Here is a 22,786-nt window from a genome sequence, read left to right as displayed (position 1 = left end):
TGTTTCAACGGACATTTCGTCGCGCGAAGCAGCATGGCTGACGCAATGATCACGCGGAAACGGCGGCGGCGCGCACTAACGCGAAAGCGCCGCACAAGCGCGGCGAAAGAGCGGTGCGTACTCCTGGGGGAGTAGGCGCAAGTGTCGCCCGCGGGGCGATGAAAAGAAGGCGGCGAAGAACCACCCTCGAGGTAAGAGATGAGGAGGGAAAAATGGTTCTCGCACACGCCGGGTACTGGGGCGGCTGGTGGTTCTTCGGGCCGTGGCTCTGGATTCCGTTCTGGATCCTGCTCTTCTTCGTGATCCGGGGGCTGTTCTGGCGGCGTCACCGGCACGACGGCTGGGGTCCCGGCCACTGGCGCCACGGCGACAACGATCCGCGCGTCATCCTCGCCCAGCGCTATGCGCGGGGTGAGATCAACGAGCAGGAGTACCGCGAGCGCATGTCCGTCCTGGACGCGCCGCGTCCTTCGTGACCAGTGGCAGGATGAGGGCGATGGAGGAACCGGAGCGGTGGCGTCGGCGGCCACGAGGCTGGCCGATCGGGTTGGCCTTGCTCCAGGTCTTCATCGCCCTCGCGGTCAGCGGCGTCCGGCAGGTCCCGGTGACCGGCGTCCAACTCGGACTGCTGGTCGCCGGGCCGCTGGCCCTCTTGCTGCTGCGCCGGTGGCCCGTGGTCGCCAGCTCCGCCACCGGGCTGATCAACCTCGCGTACCTCGTGCTGGGCTTCCCGTTCCCGCCGATCATCCCCAGCACCTTCGCGGCGATCGCCAGCCCGTTCGCCCGCGCCCGGCGCGAGGCACACCGGCGGTATCAGGTGGAGGAGCGGCGGCGGCGCCGGGAGCAGGAGAAACGCGAGGCCGCGGACGAACGCGTCCGCATCGCGCGCGAACTGCACGACGTGCTGGCCCACAGCTTGTCGCTCATCAACGTCCGCGCGTCGGTCGCGCTGGAGGTGATGGACGTTCAGCCCCAGGAGATACGCCCAGCGCTGCAGGCGATCAAGGAAGCGAGCCGGGACGGCCTGGCCGAGGTGCGGTCGGTGCTGGCGAGCCTTCATTCCACCGAGGCGCCGCGGTCGCCCACCCCGGATCTGTCGCGACTCGACGACCTGATCCAGCAGGCTGAGGCGGCCGGATTGAAGGTCGAGGCGGAGACGCTCGGGCGTCGGCCCAGCCTGCCGGCCACGGTCGAGCTTTCGGCGTACCGGATCATTCAAGAGGCCTTGACCAACGTGATGCGGCACAGCAGCGCGCGGACCGCGACCCTGGTCATCCAGTACGCGGACCGCGCGGTGACGGTGGGCGTGGCCGATCCTGGACCGGCGAGCCCGAAGCCCGAGGGGCATGAGGGCGGGCACGGACTGATCGGCATCCAGGAACGGGCCGCCTCGGTGGGCGGCGTGGCGACCGCGCGGCCGGACGGCCGAGGGGGGTTCGAGGTGATGGCGGTGTTTCCCCGGTGATCCGCGTAGTGCTGGCCGACGACCAGGCCTTGGTCCGCGCGGGCTTCCGCGCTCTGCTCGACGCGCAGCCGGACGTCGACGTCGTGGGGGAGGCGAATGACGGCGCCGAGGCTGTCCGCAGTGCACGGGAGCTGCGGCCGGACGTGATCCTCATGGACATCCGGATGCCGGAGCTGGACGGGCTGGCGGCGACCCGGCGGATCGCGGCCGATCCGGCGCTGGGCGACGTGAAGGTGATCATCCTGACGACCTTCGAGCTGGACGAGTACGTCTTCACGGCGTTGCGGGACGGCGCGGCCGGGTTCCTGGTGAAGGACACCGAACCCGCCGACCTCGTACGCGCGGTGCGGGTGGTCGCCGCGGGCGACGCCCTGCTGTCGCCGGGCGTGACCCGCCGGCTCATCGCCGAGTACGCCACCCGCTCCCGGGCGCCGTCTCCGCCGACCGGGCAGCTGAATCAGCTCACCGAGCGGGAGCGGGAGGTCGTGGCCCTCGTCGGCCTCGGACTGTCCAATGAGGAGATAGCGAATCGCTTGGTGGTCAGCCCGTTGACCGCGAAGACCCACGTCAGCCGGGCGATGGTGAAGCTCGGCGCGCGTGACCGCGCTCAGCTCGTGGTCACGGCGTACGAGGCTGGGCTGGTCCGGCCGGGCTGGATGGATTGACTTCCCTCATCGCGGATGCTACGAATTGCTGGCTGCGCGGGACCTCTCATCCCATCTCCCTCCCCCGGAGGAACACGATGTCGGTCCCCACCTCACCGAATCCCTTCGATTCGGCCGTCTCCCGGCGCGCGATGATGCGCGGCGCGGTCCTGCTCGGAGTCGGCGCCACCATCGGCGGAGTCGAGCTGCTCTCGGCCACCCCGGCGCTCGCCGTCACCACGCCCACCATCGCGAGCTGCGCGACCTGGGGCGCCCGGAACCCCTCGTCGACGTTGACCCAGATCTCCACCAACCCGGACAAGATCCTGATCCACCACACCGCGACCGCGAACTCGACCGACTACACGCAGGCGCACGCGTACTCGCTGGCCCGGACGATCCAGAACTACCACATGGACTCCAACGGCTGGTCCGACACCGGGCAGCACTTCACCGTCTCCCGGGGTGGCTACATCATGGAGGGCCGGCACTACAGCCTGTCCCACCTGACCTCCGGCAGCGGCATGGTCGTGGGCGCGCACTGCCCGGGGCAGAACGACAAGGCGATCGGCATCGAGAACGAAGGCACCTACACCAGTGTCACGCCGACCAGCGCGCTCTACTCCAACCTCGTGCAGCTGTGCGCGTACATCTGCAGCAAGTACGGCATCTCCGCGACGAAGATCTACGGTCACCGCGACTTCTACTCCACCGAGTGCCCGGGTGACGCCTTCTACGCCATGCTCCCGCAGCTGCGGACCGATGTGGCCGCCGCGCTCGGCAGCACCCCGGCGTTCACCGTGACCGTCGACAACACGTCCAGCTCGTTCCGGGCGTCGGCGAACTGGGGCACCTCCACCTACTCCACCCAGCGCTACGGGACCGACTACCGGTACGCCGACCCGGTGGCGGCCAGCGACGCGGCGTACTACACCGCGACGCTGCCGAGCGCCGGCAACTACAAGATCGAGACCTACTACCCGGCGAACACCGGCTACAACGCCACCACGCCGTACGTCGTGTTCACCTCGTCGGGCAGCCAGACGGTCACCGTGAACCAGCAGGCCAACGGCGGCAAGTGGAACACGGTCGGCACCTTCGCCTTCGCGGCGGGGGCGCAGGACGTCGTCGCGGTGAGCCGGTGGACCACGGGGGCGGGCTACGTGATCGCCGACGCCATCCGCATCACTCGCGTCTAGCCCCTTTCTCTGCAGGCCGCTCGTTTCGGCGCTGGATCAGGGTTCTGGGTCGAATCTTGGGTCATGATTCGACCGGGAACCCTGATCCAGCGCCAAGGGTCGGCGGCGGGTGTCAGAGCTGGGCGCGGAGCCGCCGAGCCTCGTCCAGGTACGCCGCCGCCAACTCCCGTTGTCCGGCGGCGCCGTGCAACTGGCCGAGCCGTTCGGCCGTGTCCGCCTCCGCCCGCCGATCGCCCAGCCGTTGGTAGATGTGCAGCGCCCGGGTCAGCCGGTCGGCCGCCTCGGCCGGGGTCTGTTCCAGCCGGCCGAGCTCCACGAGGGCGTACGCCTCACCGTGGATGTCGCCGATCGTCGTGAACCCGGCGAGGGCCTGGTCGAGCAGCCCTCGGGCGTCCTGTTCGCGGCCCTCCCGGCGGGCGACCGAGCCGAGCGCCTGCCGCAGATGGGCGGTGCGATGCCGGTCGCCGATCGCCTCGGCGAGGTCCAGGGCGCTCTGCAGCCATTCCTGCGCCCGGTCGAGGTTGCCCCGGGCCAGCCAGACCTGGCCGATCGCACCGCGGGCGTACGCCTCGCCGGACGGTTCGGCACACTCCACGAAGGATTCCAGCGCGCGGCTGTAGTAGTCCACCGCGAGGTCCAGCTCACCGCGTACGCGGTGCACCGCCCCGAGCCCGGACAGCGCGGCGGCCACCCCGGCGGGCTGCCCGAGCTGGGCGAACAGCAGCCTCGCCCGGCCGAACGCGGCGTCGGCCTGGGCGTACTCGTCGCGATAGAGGTGCAGCTGGCCGAGGCCGCGCAGGGTGACCGCGACGCCGAGTTGGTCGTCGAGCCGGCGGCAGATCGCCAGCGCGGTCTGGTGCCCGGTCTCCCAGACCTCCGGATGCCCGGCGAGGTCGCACCAGGGGACCGTGGCCAGGGCCAGTTCCCAGGCGAAGTCGGAGCGGTTGAGCCGCCCGGCGACCTCGATGCCGGTGAGCAGGGTGTCCTGCTCGGTGACGAACCAGGCGACGGGATCGTCGACCCCGGTCGCGGGCGGTTTCCAGCGGGGCGCGATGGTCTGGCCCGGCCCGAACGGGCTGTGCGGCAGCGCCTGCCCGGCCTGCTCGGCCAGGCTGAGCAACCCGCCCAGGACCCGGACCAGCCCGGCCTCGTCGGGTTGCGGCCAGTCGCCGGACTGCGCGTCGGCGAGCATCCGCACGAGCACCGGTACGCGATATCGCCGTTGCCCGAGCGCGTCGGGGCCGGCGTCCACCGCGAGCCGAGCTGTGACGAGTCGCTCGATCTGCTCCTCGCCGTCCTCCAGCAGCGCTCCGGCGAACCAGGCGGGAACCGTCGCGTCGCCGAAAGCGGCCAGCCCGCGCAGCACGATCGCGGCGTCGGCGGGCAACTGCTGGCCGACCGGATGGGACGCGATCGGGGCGGCGTCGGCGGCGAGCAGATCGTTGTGCAGGCGCTGCAACTCCGGACCGGGGCCGACGCCCAGCTCCTCCGCGAGGGTGTGGCGGACTTCGGCGTACACGGTGAGGGCGTCGGCGCGCCGCCCGGCGGCCACCAACGCCCGGATGAGCAGGACCCACAAGCCTTCCCGGAGGGGATGCTCGGCGGTGAGCCCGCGGAGTTCGGCGACGGCGCGATCCGGGTCGCCCAGGCGGATACGCAGATCCAGCAGCTCGGAGAGGGCGGCGAGCCGGCGCTCGGTCAGCTGGTCCAGCTCGACTTGCCACAGTGGACTCGGAGGCAGGTCGGCCAGCGGCGAGCCACGCCATCGGGCGAGCGCGCCCTCGAGCGTACGCTGCGCGTCGGCCAGGTAACCGAGGCGGCGCAACCGGATCGCCTCGTCGGTCTCCCGGAGGAAACTCGCCACGTCCAGGTCGGCCGGGCCGATGACGACGGCGTAACCGGGCGGGTAGCGCACGACGTGATCGTCGCCGAGACAGGTACGCAGTCCGCTGATGTAGGTCTGGATGTTGGCCGCGGCGGATCGGGGTGGGTCGATCGGCCAGAGCACCTCGATGAGGCGATCCACCGAGACCGGCCGGTCCGGATGCAGCAACAGGCTCGCCAACAACTGCCGCGGTTTCACGCCGTGGATCGGCACCGGACGGTCGTCGTCGCGCACCTCGAACGGGCCCAGAAGACGGAACTCGAGACCCATGGCCACCGCCGTTCGTCGAACTGACCCGGCTGACTGTACGCCGACATAGATCAACCTTCCAGTGATGGTTGTAGCCGAACTGGAGAACTCCTGTAGCCCATCGGGTGACGCTGACGCCACCCCCGCGCAGCAACCGGTGGGCCGGTTCACCCCCAACCCCCGAAAGGACGCTGAGCACAGTGAGAACCTCCAAACTCGCGCGTGGCGCGATCGCCTTGGCGATCGCGGCCGCCGGAGTGCTGGCGATCCAGTCGCCGGCCGCGGCGGCGCCCGCCTTCCAACTGCCCTTCCCCTGCGGCCAGACCTGGACCGGCGACTCGAACGACAGCTCGGCGCACGTCTCGTGGGAGATCGACTTCAACCGCGGCTCCACCGCGACCGCGGACGAGAACGACACCGTGCTGGCGTCAGCGGCCGGAACCGTTGAGGTCGCGGCGAACCAGGGCGACGTGAACGGCTACGGCAACCTCATCGTCATCAACCACGGCGGCGGGTACTACTCGTACTACGCGCACCTGGAGCGGATGGCCGTCGTGGCGGGCCAGGCCGTGCTGCGCGGTCAGGTCATCGGCGGCGTCGGCGACACCACGAAGTCCACCAACGACGTCTACCCGCACCTGCACTACGAGGTCCGGTACCCGGACCGGTCGCAGTCGCACATCATCAAGTCGGTGTTCAACGGCGTGACCTTCCCGTACACGCACGGCTCGGTCACCTCGAACAACTGCGCCACTCCGTACGACCCGCGCGAGGTCTGCGGCTCCGGCTTCAACAACATCGACTCGGTGAAGCTCGGCACCGCCGGGACCGTGAACCTGCTGTGGAACGGATCCACCAGCCAGAACTGCGCGGTCACGCTGAAGTTCGCCAACGTCGGCAGCGCCACCGCGACGACGGCCTTCCTCGAGCCGCAGGGCTCGACGCGGACGACCGACTCCGGGAACTACAGCTACTACGCCGGACCGGTGGTCAGAACCGCGCCCACCTGCGTGCGCTGGGGCGGCAGCACCGGTGGCTACAGCTACACCAGTGCGTTCGAGCACTGCTGAATGAACAGGGCGCGGGCCGGGATGAGGACCCCCGGCCCGCGCCCATTCGGTGTCCGGGCTAGAAGTCCTCGTCGAGTGAGACGGTCCCCTCCACCGCGACCTGGTACGCCGTGACCCGCCGCTCGAAGAAGTTGGCGAGTTCCTGGACGTCCTGCAGGGCCATGAACGGGAACGGGTTGCGGGAGCCGAACCGGGCCGGCAGCCCGAGGCGGGCCAGTCGCTGATCCGCCACGTACTGCAGGTATTCCCGCATGTCGCCGGTGGTCATGCCGGGCAGCCCGGCGCCGCAGAGGTCCTCGGCGAACTGGAGTTCGGCGTCGACCGCCTCCTCCAGCATCCGGGTGACCGCCTTGCCCATCTCCTCGTCGAAGAGGTCCGGCTCCTCCGCGCGCACCGTGTCGACGACCGCGAACGCGAAGTCCATGTGCATCGACTCGTCGCGGAAGACCCAGTTCGTGCCGGCGGCGAGCCCGTCCAGCAGCCCGCGCGACCGCAGCCAGTAGACGTACGCGAAGGCGCCGTAGAAGAACAGGCCCTCGATGCAGGCGGCGAAGCAGATCAGGTTGAGCAGGAACTTCCGCCGGTCGGCGACCGTCTCCAAGCGCTGCACGTCGAAGACCGAGTCGATCCACGTGAAGCAGAACTGCGCCTTGCGGGCGATCGACGGGATGTTCTCCACCGCCGCGAACGCCTTGACCCGCTCGGCCTCGTCGGGCAGGTAGGTGTCGAGCAGCGTCAAGTAGAACTGGACGTGCACGGCCTCCTCGAAGAGCTGGCGGGACAGGTAAAGCCGCGCCTCCGGGGCGTTGATGTGCTGGTAGAGGTTGAGCACCAGGTTGTTCGCCACGATCGTGTCGCCGGTGGCGAAGAAGGCCACGAGGCGGTTGATCAGGTGCCGTTCCTCCGGCGTGAAGGTCTCCAGGTCGGGCAGGTCCGAGCCGAGGTCGACCTCCTCCACCGTCCACGTGTTGCGGATGGCGGCCCGGTAACGCTCGTAGAAGTCCGGATACCGCATCGGCCGGAGGGTCAGGTCCAGACCCGGGTCGAGCAGCATCTTCTGGGCGGTGGTCGTCACTGGCAGGCCTCGCAGACTTCCGGGTTCTCCAGGTTCAGATTGATCAGGGACATCGCCGGCCGGGGCTGCGGCGCGGGCTGCGCCGACACCGGCCGGACCGCACCCGGCTGAGCCGCCAGGGTGGTCTTCGCTATGGCGGTCGCCGGACGGGAGCGCAGGTAGTAGGTCGTCTTCAGACCCTTGCGCCAGGCGTACGCGTACATCGAGGAGAGCTTGCCGATGTTGGGCGCCGCCATGAACAGGTTCAGCGACTGCGACTGGTCGATGAACGGCGTACGCGCGGCGGCCAGGTCGATCAGCGCCCGTTGCGGCAGCTCCCACGCGGTGCGGAAGCGGGACCGGATCTCGGCCGGGATCTCAGCGATCCCCGCGATCGACCCCTCGGCCGCGACGATCTTCTCGCGTAGCGCGTCCGTCCAGAGCCCGTGTTCCTTGAGTTCCTGGATCAGGTGCCGGTTGACCTGAAGGAACTCGCCTGAGAGGGTCTCGCGCTTGAAGAGGTTGGAGACCACCGGCTCGATGCACTCGGCCGCGCCCGCGATCGAGGCGATCGTCGCGGTTGGCGCGATCGCGATCAGCAGCGAGTTGCGCAACCCCACCTCGGCCACCCGCGTACGCAGTGCGGCCCACCGCGCCGGCTGGGCGATCGAAGCGGCCGGGAAGTGGTCGACGTGCAGTACGCCCTGTGCCGCCCGGGTCTGGTCGTAGGTCTCGTGCCGGCCCAGCGTCGCGGCCAGTTCCGCGCTCGTCTCGTACGCCGACAGCGCGATCTCCTCCGCGATCCGGGTCGACAGCGCGAGCGCCTCCGGCGCGTCGAAGTCCAGCCGCAGCTGGAAGAAGACGTCGGCCAGCCCCATGACGCCGAGGCCGGTGGGCCGCCAGCGCAGGTTGGCCTTGGCCGCCTCGGCGGTCGGGTAGTACGAGAGGTCGATCGTGCGGTCCAGCACGGTCACCGCGACCCGGACCGACTCGCGGAGCGCCGCGAAGTCGAACTCGCCGTCGGCCACGTGCGCGGCGAGGTTGAGCGAGCCGAGGTTGCACACCGCCGTCTCGCCGTCGGAGGTCACCTCGAGGATCTCGGTGCACAGGTTCGACAGGTGGATGACGTTCGCGGGGTCGGCCGTCTGGTTGCTGGTCCGGTTGGCCTGGTCCTTGAAGGTCATCCAGCCGTTGCCGGTCTGGGCCAGCGTCCGCATCATCCGGCCGTACAGCTCGCGCGCGTTGACCTGCTTGGCGGCCAGTCCGTCGGCCTCCGCCTTCCGGTAGGCGACGTCGAAGTCGCCGCCCCACAGGTCGACCAGGTGCGGTACCACCTTCGGGTCGAACAGCGACCACGGCTGGTCGGCCTCGACCCGGCGCATGAACTCGTCCGGGATCCAGTTGGCGAGGTGAAGGTTGTGCGTACGCCGGTTCTCGTCGCCGGTCGAGTCGCGCAGCTGGAGGAAGTCCTCGACGTCGGCGTGCCACGGCTCCAGGTAGACGCAGGCGGCGCCCTTGCGCCGGCCGCCCTGGTTGACCGCGGCCACACTGGAGTCGAAGGTACGCAGCCACGGCACGATGCCGTTGGACAGCCCGTTCGTGCCCCGGATCAGCGAACCCCGGGACCGGATGCGGCTCCAGGCGATGCCGATGCCGCCGGCGTACTTGGAGAGGCGGGCGGCCTGCGTGTAGCGCTCGTAGATGGAGTCCAGCTCGTCCTTGGGGGAATCGAGGAGGAAGCAGCTGGACAGCTGTGGCCGCCGCGCACCGGCGTTGAACAGGGTGGGGGAGCTGGGCAGGTACGCCAGCCGGCTCATGAGCCGGTACAGCTCGGCGACGCCCGCCACGCCGCCGGGCACCGTCCGGCCGACCGTGCCCGCCGCGCCCACCGGCCCCATGAGTCCACACGCGACCCGGAGCAGGAAGTGCTGGGCGGTCTCGATGACCTGCCGGTTCGTCGGGTGCCGGTAGACGTAGCGGTCGTAGACCGTCCGCAGGCCGAAGTACTCGAAGCGGTCGTCGGCGGCGTCGTCCACCAACGCGTCCAGCTCGTCGGCGTGCGCCGCGACGAACTCGGCCACGTCGTCGGCGATGAGTCCCAGCCGGCGCCCGGTCGCGACCGATTCGCTGAATCGGCGTACGCCCTGGCCGGCGACCTCTTCGCGGATGTGCGCGGCGAGCAGTCGTGCCGCGAGACGCGAGTACGCCGGCTCCTGCGCGACCAGCGCCGCCGCCGTCTCGATGGCCCGCAGCCGCAGGTCGGCCTCGGTCGCGCCGGGCCACACCCCGGCCACCACCGGTTCGCTGACCCGCCGCGGCTCCACCTCGGCGAGCCCGGCCGCGGCCGCCTCGACCTCGCCGAACAGCGCATGCCGTACCTCGTCGCCCGGCGCGGGCCGGGCGGTGTCACCGAGGTCGTGCGGTGCGATTCCCAATGTCGCGGTAGACATGGGCAGTCCCCCTCCTCCAACGCAAGCCTCCACAGCCGGCGGCGCGTACGGGGGCACGGTTCGCGGGCACGGCGCAGCGCACGGAATGCGTGGCATTCCGTGGGCGCGGTCAGCGGACCCATGCCCGCCAGTAGCGGCGAGCCGGTGCAATCACCCTACATGTTGTGGTGCCCGCGAGAAAGAACCCCAAGATGTGTCGGGCGTGTCGCGCTGATGAGGGTCAAACTCTGCCGTCGAGAATCGCCGCGAAACGCTCTTCGGCGAGGTTTAACTGGTCGAGGATGTGCGCCTTGGCGGCCTCGCTCAACGGCGTGTCGGCCCGCGGGATCAGCTCGCGGAACAGCGGCACGAGCGGCCGATACTTGCGGGCCGAGCTGCTGACCTTCGGCCCGGTGGTGTGGATGACGCCCACGCCGTTGTCGGTGAAGTCGGAGATCTTGATCACCCGCGCCCACGGCTCCCGGTCCAGCGACTCGGCGAGATGTTCGCGGTACTGCTCGTGTTCATGCCGATCCGGGCTGTACTCCGGGTTGGTCACGGCCGCGATCAGCCGCCGCACGCGAGGCCCGAACACCTCGCCCAGGCGGTCGAGGGCGGCCGTGGTGTCCGAGCTTCCCACCAGTTTGTACGCCTGATCCTCGGCCGCGTCGTGCAGCAGAGCGGCGACGAGGACGTCCACGTCGTCGACCCGGTAGTAGTGGAGGATCCGGATCGTCACGCGCAACAGGTGATTCAGGTACGGCTCGCGTACGCGCCGCTGCTCGGAGTGCAGTTCGGCGGCGAGATCGAGCGCCTGCTCCAGGCGTACGCGGTCGGCTTCGCCGAAGCGGGAGATCTCGTGGGCGAACCGCTCCCGCAGGCCCTCCTCCCCGTAGACCTCGGTGATCGCGTGGAGGGGCATCATCGCCAAGGTCGGCCGGAAATCTCGGAGCATGCGCCGTTTCTAGCAGATTCCGTCAATCCCGGCCGGGTGCACTGTGGACTCCGGAGGAGGTGCGCGGCCGGGGCACGCGGACCATCAGCGGAGCGGGGGTGGGCCCCGTCCCGAACTCCTCCTGCGTCATGGCCTGCAACGCGCTCACGAACGAGCCCAGCAGCGTCGCCGCCGCGACGATGAAGATCGGCAGGATCAGCAGCGTCGGGGTCATCCCGGTCGCCGGGCCGGCGGTCGAGTCCAGGTGTACGCGCAACGCCGCCATCGCGGTGTAGTGCATCCCGCACACGGCGACGCCCATGATGGCCGCCGCCGTGATCAGCGACCTCCATCCACCGTGGACCGAGACGGTGAACCACAGGGCGACGGTCGCGGCGACGATCGCGATCACGACCGAGGCGAGGACGAGTCCCTCGTCATAGCCGACATGGCCGGACACGCGCATGGCGTACATGCCGGTGTAGTGCATCGCGACCACGCCGGAGCCGGTGAAGACCCCGCCCACGAGCAGCTTGCCGACGCTTTTGCGGCCGGTGCCGACGAAGAACAGGCCCAGCCCGACCGCGGCGACGGCGAACAGCAGGCTCGCCACCGTCGTCAGCGGGTCATAGCGGACCGGACTGGCGGGGATGTCGAAGCCGAGCATCGCCAGGAAGTGCATGAGCCAGATGCCCGCCCCGCCGATCGAGACCGAGCCCAGGACAAGCCAGCGGGCTCGGCGGGCGCGGGTGCCGGCGGCACGGGCGCGGGTGGTGCATACCAGACCGGTCAGGGACCCGCTGAAGGCCACAAGGTACGCCAACGCGGGGTTGAACCAGCCGTACGCGAAATGGTGGATCTCCGGCATCGGGGGGTGCTCCCGGGGTCTTGGCAGCACAGCTCCGGACGGGTAGCTGTGGTGCCACTATCCGAAGATCCCGGGGGCACCCGTCGCACACATGGTGCGAGTCAGGCCGCCTGGGTGAACCACGCGGCCTGAGCGGCCGCTGCCGGATACTGGTCGGTGACGGGGGAGTCCTCGAGGTACGCGCGCTCCCGGGCGCGGATGACCGCGCGGGAGACGGCGTTGTATCGGCGCTCGTTGTCGCAGTAGTAGAGCTGGACGCTGAGGCCGCGGTACTCGGCCCACATCTCGTAGCTGCGGGGGTTGCGCCAGGCTGCGGCGACGGCGGCCCCGCCGAGCAGGAGAGCGGCGACCGCGAGACCGACGAAGCCGACGGGCTCGAGCCGGTCGAAGAAGACGCCGATGCCGGCCACGGCCAGGAGCGCGCAGATCGCCGCGCGGACCGCCATGGGGTGGTGCGATCCGCGCACCGTCCGCAGGTTCTGCAGTTCGGTGACGTCGAACTTGCGCTGACCCACCACGAACCACCGGTCGGTGACCCGGATGCCGGGCAGGCTCAGCTCCTGTGCGCGCCGGGTAGGCTGCATGGCCTCCTCCTCGTGTGACACGCTTGTATGCTCATTGTCGGAGTGACCGGCATCGTTGGGAAGTGCTTCAATCTGCCACCTGTCACCTTGGCACCTCTTATGCCAGCGGACCGCAGTTTGATCTGGTGAACTTTTCCGGCACAAGCGAACCAGTGCGGGCAGATGGTGCAACTTGCCCTTTGCTTGACCGGAATCCCGAGTTACGGTGTCTGAGCTGGTCAGGCCCCCGATCGCCCAGAAAAGGGCGACACCTGGCCGGTGCCGTCGAATCACCAGCCACTGATTGTGAACCGGGGACCCAGGTAATTGGGGCGAATCCGCGACCGATCCCCCGGTCGTGGTAGCGCGAATCTTCCAGCGCGAGCCCGTGACGCACGCCGTCGGCGACCGACGGGCGTCGTCGCAGCTAACCCGGTAGGCGGCCGGCCCGTGACCTGCGGAACGGTCGGGCCGCGGAAGAAAGGTTCACACCCCCTTGCGACTACTTCCACGGGGCTGGCGGTTCGCCATGCCTCTCGTGGCTGCGCTGGCGGTGCTCCTCGCGCCCGGTGCGGCCCACGCCGCCCCCTCCGAGTCCGAACTGTCCAAACAGATCACCGAGGCGTCGGACAAGCTGGAGAAGCTCGTCGAGCAGTACAACAAGAGCACCGAGCAGGCCAAGTCGGTGCAGGCGCAGATCCAGCAGCTGGAGACGTCGCTCGGCCCACTGGCACATCAGCGGGACGAGGCTCGCCAGCGCGTCGCCAAGATGGCCGCGTCGGCGTACGCCGGAAGTGGTCAGCTGGCCACCTGGAACGCCCTGCTCGGCACCTCGTCGCCGACGGAGGTCGTCGAACGGCTCGGCACCCTCCAGGAGATCGCCGACACGCAGAGCTCCGTGATCGAATCGGCGCGCGACGCCGGTGACAAGTACGACCAGCAGAAGTCGTCGTTGCAGCAGGCGCTGGCCAAGGCCCAGGACGACGTGACGAAGCTGACCGCCCAGAAGAAGCAGATCGAGACGGATCTGAAGAAGCTGGAAGCCCAGAAGAAGCAGCTGTACGGCACGAGCAGCCGGACCAGCGGCCGGTACACCGGGAAGATCCCGGCGGTCTCCGGCAAGGCCGGCATCGCCGTGACGTACGCGTACAACGCGATCGGCAAGCCGTACGCCTGGGGCGCCGACGGTCCGAGCAGCTACGACTGCTCCGGGCTGACCAAGGCGGCGTGGGCGGCGGCCGGGGTGAGCCTCTATCACCACGCGGCCACCCAGTACGACGAGACCGCCCGGATCAGCCGGTCCCAACTGGCCCCGGGCGACCTGGTCTTCTACTCCGGTCTCGGGCACGTGGCGATCTACGTCGGCAGCGGCAAGGTGATCCACGCCCCGACGTTCGGTGAATCGGTCAAACTCGCCAGCATCGACATGATGACCCCGTACGGGTACGGGCGCGTCAGGTCGTAAGCAGCACGACAAAGGCCCCGTCCGGCGCTGCCGGGCGGGGCCTTGACGCGTACAACTTGGGCTTAGGCGTTCTGCAGGCCCTCGGCCCGAGCCAGCTCGCGGAGCCGGCCCAGCGCCTGGATCTCCAGCTGGCGGATGCGCTCGCGGGAGAGCGAGAAGCGCGACGCGACCTCGGTGAGCGAGTGCTCGCGGCCGTCCTCGAGACCGTACCGCGCCCGCATGATGCCGGCCGACCGGTCGTCGAGGTGGTTGAGCAGGCCCTCGATCCGCTGGCGCTCCAGCGCCGAGAGGACGATCTCCTCCGGCGACGGGGCGTCGGAGTCGGCCACCAGGTCACCCAGGTTGGTGTCGCCGTCGTCGCCGACCGGGGTGTCGAGCGACACGGTGTCCTGCGACCAGCGGATCAGCTCGTTGACCCGCTCGACGGGCACCTGGAGCGCGGCCGCGATCTGCTCCGGCTCCGGCTCGGAGCCCAGCTCACGGGTGAGCTGGCGGGCGACGTTCCGCATCCGGTTCACGTCCTCGACGAGGTGCACCGGAAGCCGGACCGTACGCTCCTGCTGCGCGATCGCACGGCTGATCGCCTGGCGGATCCACCAGGTGGCGTAGGTCGAGAACTTGTAGCCCTTGACGTAGTCGAACTTCTCGACCGCCCGGACCAGGCCGGTGTTGCCCTCCTGAATGAGGTCGAGCATCGGCATGCCGGACCGGACGTACCGGCGGGCGATCGACACGACCAGCCGCAGGTTGGCCCGGATGAACAGGTCCTTGGCGCGGTTGCCCTCCGAGATCAGTAGCTCGAGCTCTTCACGGCCGACCCCCTGCGGGATCTTGTCCTCGTCCAGCCAGTACTCGGCGAGCAGGCCGGCTTCGATCGCCTTGGAGAGTTCGACCTCCTGGGCCGCGTCGAGCAGCGGCGTGCGGGAGATCTCGTGCAGGTAGACGCCGACGAGGTCACGCTCCTCGGCCACCTGGTCGGTGCGCAGGATCGTCATGTTCTCCACGTTCGGGTCCCTCCCCCGTAATTACCGCTACGGTGTGCGGTGCTGACATCTGCGTAACAGATGACCAACGGAGCTGATTCCTTCTCGCCGGTCTGAAAGTGTCACAGCTAACTGTGAAACCCCTGAAAGGCACATGCGACTTCGCTGATCAGCGCGATAAGCTGCGGTTTTCGCTCTCCAGCGGGTTCCGTTCCAGCTCAACGCCGCGTTTGCCCTATTCATTCCACCGGATACAACGCCGGTGAGCAGCGATCCAGGTCACTGTGACGCTGCGATCCCGGTCACTGCCGCCCTTCTTTCGCCCCCTCCTTGCGGTATAGAGACGCTCCAGCGCCATGATCGGTTGTCGTTCGATCATGGCGATGCGCGAAAGAAGTACCCGGACGCCGGGACGACTAATCTGAATGATCTTGAACGGTGGCGGGATGTGGCCACTCGGCTCATGTCAAGACGCACGACCGGACGTCACGCTTATGGGTGACGGCTTTCGCTGCTGCCGCCCGGCTTGCGGGAGACGCCGGGGGTGTGTCGGTGTCATGCGGGAGACGCCTGTAGCTTCTACAGTGGACTGGGATCTCGCCCTGGAAGGCTGCCGGTCTCAACGGCACTCGGGGGTGAAGGCCCGGGTGCCGTCTTTCATGCCGGGTGGTCGAACTCCCCGGCGCGTACGCCGGCCACGAATTCCCGCCACCGTTCGACGGGGAACTGGATGGCGGTCTCCGGGTGGTCCGAGTTACGGAGGCCGACCTGCTTGCCCAGGTCCGAGACCTCAACGCATGAGGTTGCCTCACATTTTGTGCTACGCCGCCACACTGCGGCGTGCCGTTCCACCATCTGACACTCCCGATTGCCAGGGCTGATCACCGCCGTTGGGCCGTCCATGATGGAGATCCACGCAGTGACAATGACGGAAGGGACGATATACCCTTCTTTTACTGGCACTCCGCCAGGTGGCAATGAGCCGCCTGACACTGTGCCAGCCCGAACGACGCGCCAACCGCTGCGGACGAGCACGGAGGAGGCATGGAGCCCGCGACCAGCCGCCTGCACGGCCCGACTATCGCGCGCCGACGGCTCTCCCAGGCGCTTCGCGCCGCGCGGGACGACACCGGCCGGACCCAGGAGCAGGCAGCCGACGCCCTCGACTGGTCGATCTCCAAGATGATCCGGATCGAAAACGGCAAGACCAAGCCCACCGTCACCGACGTCAAGGCCCTCCTGCAGTTGTACGGCGTGACCGAGGCCAGACTCGTCGACGAGTTCATCGACCTGGCCCGGGCCACTCGCCAGCGGTCGTGGTGGATGGAATACCGGGACCGGCTGCCGGGCGGCTACGCCGATTACGTCGCGTTGGAGTCCGACGCCTCGCATCTGTCCTTCTTCCAGCCGTTATTCGTCCCAGGGCTGCTCCAGACGGCCGCGTACGCCCGGGCGATCCTGCGGACCACCGCGATCGAGGGGCTGTCACCCGAGGATCAAGAGGTACGCGCAGAGGTCCGCCGGCTGCGGCAGACCAACATCCTGGCCGGGCCGAAGCCGCCACGCATCGACGCGATCATCGACGAATCGGTCCTGTTGCGGGTGGCCGGCTCCGCGTCCGTCATGCGCGAGCAGCTCGAACATCTGGTGGAGTTGGGCCGCGACCCGCGGATCCACGTCCGGGTACTGCCGTTCGAGGCCGGCATTCACACGGTGTCCAGCCCGTTCATTCTCATGGAGTTCCCGGTGCCGACCGACGAGGATCTCGTCTACGTGGAGAGCGGAATGACGCAGCCGGCCATGATCGACCGGGTGGACCCGCAGCGCTACTGGAGCGCCTACCAGCGGCTCGAGGAGATGTCGCTGGGGATTCCGGAGTCCCGCCGTTTCCTCGCGGAGACCGCGAGGAAATTCCTCTAGATTCATTCGCGGTCATCTTTCCGAACCGCTGGGAATATCGCTCGCGTCCTCATGCCACACTCGACACATCGGCAAGACACGTCAGAAGGTGGTGTCGATGTCCAGGCGGGAGACGGAGCCGACGCAATGGCGGCGAAGCAGCAGATGCGAGGCCGCCACCTGTGCCGAAGTCAGCTTCGAGGGTAGTGATGTTCTGATCCGCAGTTCGCTCGCGCCCGAAACCGTGGTCCGGTTGACCGGCGAGGAATGGCAGGCCTTCCGGGACGGGGTCGTGGCCGGCGACTTCGACGAGCGTTCTTGATCGGGCCCGGATCACGGATCTGAGTCAGATCTTGGCCCAAGATTCGACCCAGATCCGTGATCCAGCGCTTTCCCGGCGTGGTGGAGACCCTGGCGTGGTGGAGGCCCGGGCTAGTCCGCGCCGGCGGCGGTCGCCTGAGCGGCCCCGGCGATCTCCCGCAGCGTCGTCCGCAGCTCCCGGAGCCGGGCGGGGGTCAGTCCGGTGGCGGCGGCCACCTGAGCCGGTACGCCGGCCGCCCGGTCGCGCAGGTCACGCCCGGCCGGGGTGAGCCGGACGAGGACGCTGCGCTCGTCGGCGGAGCTCCGTTCCTTGGTCACCAGACCCGCGGCGATCATCCGTTTGAGCAGCGGCGACAGCGTGCCCGAGTCGAGCATCAGCTCCTCGCCGAGGTGTTTGACGGTGACCGGGTCGTTCTCCCAGAGCACGAGTAGTACGAGGTATTGCGGGTAGGTGAGCCCGAGCGGCTCCAGGATCGGCCGGTAGACGGCGGTCACCGCGCGGCTGGCCGAGTAGAGCGCGAAGCAGACCTGATTGTCCAGCGTCAGTTCGTTCCCCACGTCCTCCAAGTTAGCCCGCCATCAGATCGTGGGCAATCGAATGTGCCAGTTTCTCTCCTCGTAACGGATTGACTGTTGTTCCGCGTACGCGCGGTGCGGAACACTTCTCTCTCGTGTGGCTCCCCGTTGGCACCGCGCTGGGCGGACGTTACGTCCTCACCGGTCGCCTCGCGATGGGTGGCGTCTCGCACGTGTACCGGGCCGTCGACAGCTTCGAGGGCAAGGCCCGGGCGGTGAAGTGTCTGTCCGGGCGGGGCCGGGCGTACTCCGTGACGAGTGAGCTGCTCCGGAACGAGGCCATGATCACCACGCGGCTGCGGCATCCGAACGTGCCGCGCCTCTACGACTACGGCGACGCCGCGCTGGCGGACGGCTCGACGATCGGCTTCATGGTCCTGGAGCTGCTCCAGGGCGAGTCGCTGTCCACCCGGATGGAACGCCGGACGCTGCTGCCGTGGCCGGAGGCGGCGCGCATCGGGGGCAGCGTCGCCGATGTGCTCGCGGTCGCTCATCGGCGCGGGGTCACGCATCGCGACCTCAACCCCGACAACGTCATGCTGACCCCGGTCGGGGTGAAGATCATCGACTACGGGCTGGCCGAGGCGACCGAGGACGGGCTCAGCCGGGCCGAGGACGTCTACTCGCTGGGTGTGCTGATCTACCGCATGCTCACCGGCGGCTCGCCGTATCAGACCCGCAGCATCGGCCGGCCGCGCCGCGGCGTACTGCCGAAGGCGCTGGCGCCCACGCCGGTGCTCGCGGTGCCCGGCCTCCCGGGCGACATCACCGACCTCGTCCGGGCCTGCATGGACAAGAACCCGGCCGCCCGCCCGTCCGCCCGTGAGGTCTCGATCACGCTCTGGAGCCTGCTCACGGTGTGACCGAAGTGGTCGGGAACTAACCTGGGCGGTCCGGCGACTTACCAGCGTCAGGCTCGTCAACGAGGGGGAATCAGTGTTCACACGCAGGCTCGCGGCGGTCGCCGCCGGTGTCGTCCTGGGCGCGGTCGCGCTCGCCGGTCAGGCGTTCGCGCACGTCGAGGTCAGCGCCAAGCCCGCGCAGGCGCTCGCGGTCGACTCGGTGATCAGCTTCTCGGCCGAGGCCGAGAACGGCTCCGCCGGCATCTCCTCGGTCCGCGTCGTGCTTCCCCAGGGCATCGCCCCGGCCGACGTCAGCCTCGTCTCGGCGCCGACCGGCTGGACGTTCGCGGCCACCGCCGACGGCTACACCGTCTCCGGGACCGCGCTCAAGGTCAAGACCGACGCGGCGTACAAGATCAAGGTCAAGCAGCTGCCGAACGCCAAGAGCGTCGCCTTCAAGACCCTCGTCACCTACAGCAACGGCGCCGTCGACCGCTGGATCGAGATCCCGACCGCCAACGACCCCAACCCCGAGCACCCGGCGCCCGTGCTCAAGCTCGCGGCGGCGGCTCCCGGCGCGACATCCACGCAGGCTTCGCTGGTCTCGCCCGCGCCGTCGGACTCGGCCTCGCCTTCGACTGGTACGCCGGAGGCAGCGACCGCCACGGCGACGACGGCAGCGGCGCCGGCCTCGGCTCCGATGGGCCCCGGCGGCTGGATCCTCCTGGCCGTGCTGGCCGTGGTCGCGTTGGCGCTCGGCGTCACGCTGGCTCGCCGGAAGGCGGCCGCTCGCCAGGCCAGATAGCGGATAGCTATACTATCCCCGTGAAGGTCGGCGAACTGGTGGAGCGCAGCGGTGTTCCGCTGCCGACGATCAAGTACTACCTCCGCGAGGGCCTGCTTCCGGCCGGGACGCCGACCGGGCGCAACCAGGCCGACTACGGATCGGAGCACCTGCGGCGCCTGCGGCTGATCCGGGCGCTGGTCGACGTCGGCGGGCTCGGCATCACCGCCGTCAAGGAAGTACTCCGCTCGGTCGACGACCCGCAGCAGTTCGGCCACGAGGTCCGCGGAACCGCGCACTACCTGCTGACCCGGCCGACCCGGGCCGACCGCTCGTCGGCGGAGTGGGCGCAGGCCCGCGTGGACGTGCTCGACCTGATCCGCCGCCGGGGCTGGCAGGTCTATCCCGACCGGCCGGAGGTCGACCAGGTAGCCGACGCGGTCCACGCCATCCGGGCGCTCGGCCAGGACGACCTGCTCAGCCTCCTCGACACGTACGCCGAAAGCGCCGAACAGGTCGCCGAGGCGGAGGTCGGCGTCGTCATGCAACGCCCGGACCGGGCCGGCACCGTCGAAGCGGTGATCACCGGCACGGTCCTGGGCGAGGCGATCCTCGTCGCGCTCCGGCGCATCGCCCAGGAGCACGCCTCCTCGAAGTACCAGTAGGCGTCAGGCGGTGGCGGGGGCGAGACGGCGTACGCCGATGCGGGCCGAGACCGCCGCCGCGATGAAGCACAGCGCCCCGGCGGCGTACCAGGCGAGCGAATAGGAGCCCAGCGCGTCCCGCACCACACCGGCCCCGGTCGCCGCGACGGCCGCCCCGATCTGGTGCGAGGCGAAGACCCAGCCGAAGACGATCGGCCCGTCCGCGCCGAAGTGCGTACGGCACAACGCGATCGTCGGCGGGACCGTGGCGACCCAGTCCAGGCCGTAGAAGACGATGAAGAAGAGCATTCCCGGATGTGCCTGCGCGTCCAGCAGATGCGACAGCAGCAGCAACGAGAAGCCGCGCAACGCGTAGTACGCCGCCAGCAGCAGCCGGGGGTCGACCCGGTCGGTGAGCCAGCCGGAGACGACGGTCCCGGCGATGTCGAAGATCCCGATGAGGGCCAGTAGCCCGGCGGCGGTCGTCTCCGGCATCCCGTGATCGTGCGCGGCCGGGATGAAGTGCGTCCCGATGAGCCCGTTCGTGCTCGCGCCGCAGATGGCGAAGCCCACGACGAGAGCCCAGAAGACGCCGGACTTGCAGGCGGTACGCAGACTGCCGAGCGCCCGCGCGGCGGCGTTGGCCGTCCTCGGCGGAGCCGCCACCGGCTCGGCCGGATCAGCCCCGTACGCGGTCGTGCCGACATCGGCGGGATGGTCGCGCAGCAGCCAGATCACGAGCGGGACGACGGCGAGCGCCGTCCCGGCGACGGTCAACGCGGCGACCCGCCAGCCGTGGGTGGCGGTGATGTTCGCCAGCAGCGGCAGGAAGATCAGTTGGCCGGTCGCCCCGGCCGCCGTGAGGATGCCGGTCACGATGCCGCGATGCTTGACGAACCAGCGGCCGGTAATCGTCGCGACGAAGGCCAGCGCCATCGAGCCGGTGCCCATTCCGACCAGGACGCCCCAGCACAGGACGAGCTGCCAGCTGGCGGTCATGAAGACGGTCAGCCCGCTGCCGAGGCTGACAACGGCGAGGGCGACGGCGACGACCCGCCGGATGCCGAACCGCTCCATGAGGGCCGCCGCGAACGGTGCGGTGAGCCCGAACAGCAGGAGGTTGACCGAGACGGCGGCGGAGATCAGGCCCCGGCCCCAGCCGAACTCCTCCTGCAACGGGGTGATCATCACGCCGGGGGTGGCGCGGAAACCGGCCGCGCCGATGATCGCCACGAACGCGATCGCGGCCACGGACCAGGCGCGGTGGAAGCGGGTCGAAGTCGTCACCCGACCATGATCAGGCGTACGCCCCCGCGCCGGGAGTGGCCGGAGAGCCACTATGTGAAAGAATCGGGCCATGACTGATCGGCATCGCGTCGTGATCCTGGCCCTCGACGGGGTCGTCCCGTTCGACCTCGGCACGGCGACGCAGATCTTCCTCGCCGCCCGGGACTCGGCCGGAGACCGGCTCTACGAGGTCACGGTGTGTACGCCCGACGGCGGCGCTGTGCGTACCGAATTAGGCTTCGCGATCGTCCCCGGCCACGGGCCGGAAGTGATCCCGGAGGCCGACACCCTGGTCGTCGCGGGCGTGCACGGGACCGCGGCGCTGTCGGAGGGCGTGAACGACGCGGCCGTGACCGCCGCGTTGGCCGCGCGTCGCCCCGGCGCCCGCCTGATGTCGATCTGCACCGGGGCGTTCGTGCTGGCCGCAGCCGGCCTGCTGGACGGCCGTCCGGCGACCACGCACTGGTTCTGGGCCGACCGGTTCCGCGACTTGTTCCCCGCCGTCGCGCTGCGCCCGGACGTGCTCTTCGTCGACGACGGCGACATCCTGACCTCGGCCGGGGTGGGCGCCGGCATCGACCTCTGCCTGCACGCAGTACGCCAGGACTTCGGCAGCGACGTGGCCAACCGCACCGCGCGGCGGTGCGTGGTGCCGCCGTGGCGGGAAGGCGGGCAGTCGCAGTTCATCGAGCGGCCGGTGCCGTCGCCGACCGACACGAGTACGGCGACCACCCGGGCCTGGGCGATGGCGCGTCTGCACGAGCCGCTGGACCTGCGGACGCTGTCCCGCCACGCGAAGATGAGCGTACGCACCTTCACCCGCCGATTCCGGGAGGAGACCGGGGTCAGCCCGGCCGAATGGCTTGCGCGGCAACGGGTGGAGCACGCGCGCAAGCTGCTGGAGACGACGGATCTGCCGATCGACACGGTCGCCCGCCAGGCCGGCTTCGGCACCGCGGTCTCGCTGCGGCAGCGTCTGCACGCGACGGTCGGCGTCGCGCCCAGTGCCTACCGGCGCACCTTCCGCATATAGTTCCTCCCGTGAATGTCCCCGGTCCGGCCCACTGGTGGACGCCACGGCAGCCCGGGTGGCTGCGTACCACCGTGCTCGCCGCGATCGTGGGTCTGGCCCTCGGCTGGGGAGTGCTGGCCGTCGTGGCACCCCTGGTCCCGGCGCACGACGCCGTCGCGGGCGGGACGCCGCCGGCCTCGCCGGCACCCGCCTGGTCCCTCTCACTGCCGATGCTCTCGATGTCCCCATCGGCTTCGCCCCTGCGGACCTCCCTCGCCGGCTCGCCGTCCGCTTCCGCTTCCCTTGCCGCCCGGTATGCCGTGAAAGACAGCTGGACCGGCGGATACTCCGCGGAGATCGTGCTCACCGCCACCCGGGCGACGAACGGCTGGACGGTGGTGCTGACCTTTCCCGACGGCGTGACCGTCTCGACCGCCTGGGAAGCCGACTACCAGCAGAACGGGCGTACGGTCACCCTCACCCCCAAGAGCTGGAACCGCACCCTCGCCGCCGGTACGCAGATCGTCGCCGGATTCCGGGTCACCGGCACCGGACAGCCTCTGACCTGCGCAATCAATGGCACACCGTGTGCGTGACCAGGCCGATGGGCCTA

23 protein-coding genes are annotated in these 22,786 nt (G+C 69.5%); 13 read left to right on the top strand and 10 right to left on the bottom strand.

Translation table 11 applies throughout. The features are described from left to right. Positions 1-212: 212 nt before the first annotated feature. The 4 genes from AB0H43_RS19585 to AB0H43_RS19570 all read left to right on the top strand — a co-directional run bounded on the left by AB0H43_RS19585 (position 213) and on the right by AB0H43_RS19570 (position 3,308). Positions 213-476: an SHOCT domain-containing protein gene (locus tag AB0H43_RS19585; protein ID WP_360000836.1), complete on the top strand. Its 264-nt coding sequence runs from the start codon at positions 213-215 to the stop codon at positions 474-476. A gap of 20 nt (positions 477-496) precedes the next feature. Beyond that, on the top strand, positions 497-1,465 hold the full coding sequence (locus tag AB0H43_RS19580; protein WP_360000834.1) for a histidine kinase: 969 nt from the start codon (positions 497-499) through the stop codon (positions 1,463-1,465). Beyond that, positions 1,462-2,130: a response regulator transcription factor gene (locus tag AB0H43_RS19575; RefSeq protein ID WP_360000832.1), complete on the top strand. Its 669-nt coding sequence runs from the start codon at positions 1,462-1,464 to the stop codon at positions 2,128-2,130. Before AB0H43_RS19580 ends, AB0H43_RS19575 begins: the two co-directional genes overlap by 4 nt. A gap of 77 nt (positions 2,131-2,207) precedes the next feature. Further along, positions 2,208-3,308: an N-acetylmuramoyl-L-alanine amidase gene (locus AB0H43_RS19570; RefSeq protein ID WP_360000830.1), complete on the top strand. Its 1,101-nt coding sequence runs from the start codon at positions 2,208-2,210 to the stop codon at positions 3,306-3,308. A 112-nt stretch (positions 3,309-3,420) separates the two neighbouring features. Here AB0H43_RS19570 and AB0H43_RS19565 read toward each other — a convergent pair whose 3' ends face one another. After that, on the bottom strand, positions 3,421-5,463 hold the full coding sequence (locus tag AB0H43_RS19565) for a BTAD domain-containing putative transcriptional regulator (RefSeq protein ID WP_360000828.1): 2,043 nt from the start codon (positions 5,461-5,463) through the stop codon (positions 3,421-3,423). 179 nt (positions 5,464-5,642) lie between these two features. On the opposite strand from AB0H43_RS19565, the gene AB0H43_RS19560 reads away from it, so the two are divergent. After that, positions 5,643-6,512: a M23 family metallopeptidase gene (locus AB0H43_RS19560; RefSeq protein WP_360000826.1), complete on the top strand. Its 870-nt coding sequence runs from the start codon at positions 5,643-5,645 to the stop codon at positions 6,510-6,512. Positions 6,513-6,570: 58 nt separating this feature from the next. On the opposite strand, the gene AB0H43_RS19555 is transcribed toward AB0H43_RS19560, so the two are convergent. From AB0H43_RS19555 to AB0H43_RS19535, 5 genes are all read right to left on the bottom strand, one after another. Beyond that, entirely contained in the window at positions 6,571-7,566 is a 996-nt protein-coding gene (locus AB0H43_RS19555; protein ID WP_360000912.1) for a ribonucleotide-diphosphate reductase subunit beta, read from the bottom strand. 17 nt (positions 7,567-7,583) lie between these two features. After that, positions 7,584-10,016: a ribonucleoside-diphosphate reductase subunit alpha gene (locus tag AB0H43_RS19550; RefSeq protein ID WP_360000824.1), complete on the bottom strand. Its 2,433-nt coding sequence runs from the start codon at positions 10,014-10,016 to the stop codon at positions 7,584-7,586. Between the two features lie 220 nt (positions 10,017-10,236). Beyond that, positions 10,237-10,950, bottom strand: a complete 714-nt coding sequence (locus AB0H43_RS19545; protein WP_360000822.1) for an HD domain-containing protein — start codon at positions 10,948-10,950, stop codon at positions 10,237-10,239. A 22-nt stretch (positions 10,951-10,972) separates the two neighbouring features. Next, entirely contained in the window at positions 10,973-11,797 is an 825-nt protein-coding gene (locus AB0H43_RS19540; RefSeq protein WP_360000820.1) for an MHYT domain-containing protein, read from the bottom strand. A gap of 101 nt (positions 11,798-11,898) precedes the next feature. Beyond that, positions 11,899-12,381: a DUF6232 family protein gene (locus AB0H43_RS19535; protein WP_360000818.1), complete on the bottom strand. Its 483-nt coding sequence runs from the start codon at positions 12,379-12,381 to the stop codon at positions 11,899-11,901. 508 nt (positions 12,382-12,889) lie between these two features. On the opposite strand from AB0H43_RS19535, the gene AB0H43_RS19530 reads away from it, so the two are divergent. Next, on the top strand, positions 12,890-13,825 hold the full coding sequence (locus AB0H43_RS19530) for an NlpC/P60 family protein (protein WP_360000816.1): 936 nt from the start codon (positions 12,890-12,892) through the stop codon (positions 13,823-13,825). A gap of 62 nt (positions 13,826-13,887) precedes the next feature. Here AB0H43_RS19530 and AB0H43_RS19525 read toward each other — a convergent pair whose 3' ends face one another. Together AB0H43_RS19525 and AB0H43_RS19520 are read right to left on the bottom strand one after the other, a co-directional pair. After that, positions 13,888-14,820 carry a sigma-70 family RNA polymerase sigma factor gene (locus AB0H43_RS19525; RefSeq protein WP_360000814.1) on the bottom strand — a complete coding sequence of 311 codons (933 nt, stop codon included), beginning with the start codon at positions 14,818-14,820 and terminating at the stop codon, positions 13,888-13,890. A gap of 645 nt (positions 14,821-15,465) precedes the next feature. Next, positions 15,466-15,663, bottom strand: coding sequence for a DUF397 domain-containing protein (locus AB0H43_RS19520; protein WP_360000812.1), 198 nt, complete (start codon positions 15,661-15,663; stop codon positions 15,466-15,468). 189 nt (positions 15,664-15,852) lie between these two features. Between AB0H43_RS19520 and AB0H43_RS19515 the strand changes: the two genes are divergently transcribed. Both AB0H43_RS19515 and AB0H43_RS19510 read left to right on the top strand, forming a co-directional pair. After that, on the top strand, positions 15,853-16,728 hold the full coding sequence (locus tag AB0H43_RS19515; protein WP_360000810.1) for a helix-turn-helix transcriptional regulator: 876 nt from the start codon (positions 15,853-15,855) through the stop codon (positions 16,726-16,728). A 97-nt stretch (positions 16,729-16,825) separates the two neighbouring features. Then, positions 16,826-17,029, top strand: coding sequence for a DUF397 domain-containing protein (locus AB0H43_RS19510; RefSeq protein WP_360000808.1), 204 nt, complete (start codon positions 16,826-16,828; stop codon positions 17,027-17,029). Positions 17,030-17,139: 110 nt separating this feature from the next. On the opposite strand, the gene AB0H43_RS19505 is transcribed toward AB0H43_RS19510, so the two are convergent. Beyond that, positions 17,140-17,586: a MarR family transcriptional regulator gene (locus AB0H43_RS19505; RefSeq protein WP_360000806.1), complete on the bottom strand. Its 447-nt coding sequence runs from the start codon at positions 17,584-17,586 to the stop codon at positions 17,140-17,142. Between the two features lie 113 nt (positions 17,587-17,699). Here AB0H43_RS19505 and AB0H43_RS19500 point away from each other — a divergent pair, with 113 nt between their 5' ends. The 3 genes from AB0H43_RS19500 (at position 17,700) to AB0H43_RS19490 (ending at position 19,895) form a co-directional block, all read left to right on the top strand. Further along, positions 17,700-18,467 carry a serine/threonine-protein kinase gene (locus AB0H43_RS19500; protein WP_360000804.1) on the top strand — a complete coding sequence of 256 codons (768 nt, stop codon included), beginning with the start codon at positions 17,700-17,702 and terminating at the stop codon, positions 18,465-18,467. Between the two features lie 73 nt (positions 18,468-18,540). Continuing rightward, complete coding sequence (locus AB0H43_RS19495) at positions 18,541-19,251, top strand: DUF1775 domain-containing protein (RefSeq protein WP_360000802.1); 711 nt, start codon at positions 18,541-18,543, stop codon at positions 19,249-19,251. A 20-nt stretch (positions 19,252-19,271) separates the two neighbouring features. Beyond that, positions 19,272-19,895: a MerR family transcriptional regulator gene (locus tag AB0H43_RS19490; protein WP_360000800.1), complete on the top strand. Its 624-nt coding sequence runs from the start codon at positions 19,272-19,274 to the stop codon at positions 19,893-19,895. Positions 19,896-19,898: 3 nt separating this feature from the next. On the opposite strand, the gene AB0H43_RS19485 is transcribed toward AB0H43_RS19490, so the two are convergent. Beyond that, on the bottom strand, positions 19,899-21,161 hold the full coding sequence (locus AB0H43_RS19485; protein ID WP_360000798.1) for an MFS transporter: 1,263 nt from the start codon (positions 21,159-21,161) through the stop codon (positions 19,899-19,901). 70 nt (positions 21,162-21,231) lie between these two features. Between AB0H43_RS19485 and AB0H43_RS19480 the strand changes: the two genes are divergently transcribed. Both AB0H43_RS19480 and AB0H43_RS19475 read left to right on the top strand, forming a co-directional pair. Then, complete coding sequence (locus tag AB0H43_RS19480) at positions 21,232-22,194, top strand: helix-turn-helix domain-containing protein (RefSeq protein ID WP_360000796.1); 963 nt, start codon at positions 21,232-21,234, stop codon at positions 22,192-22,194. Between the two features lie 8 nt (positions 22,195-22,202). Beyond that, complete coding sequence (locus tag AB0H43_RS19475) at positions 22,203-22,769, top strand: cellulose binding domain-containing protein (RefSeq protein ID WP_360000794.1); 567 nt, start codon at positions 22,203-22,205, stop codon at positions 22,767-22,769. The last annotated feature ends 17 nt before the right edge of the window (positions 22,770-22,786 follow it).

Source organism: Hamadaea sp. NPDC050747 (assembly GCF_040654195.1).
GTDB lineage: Bacteria > Actinomycetota > Actinomycetes > Mycobacteriales > Micromonosporaceae > Hamadaea.
This window is presented reverse-complemented; position numbering and strand designations above follow the sequence as displayed.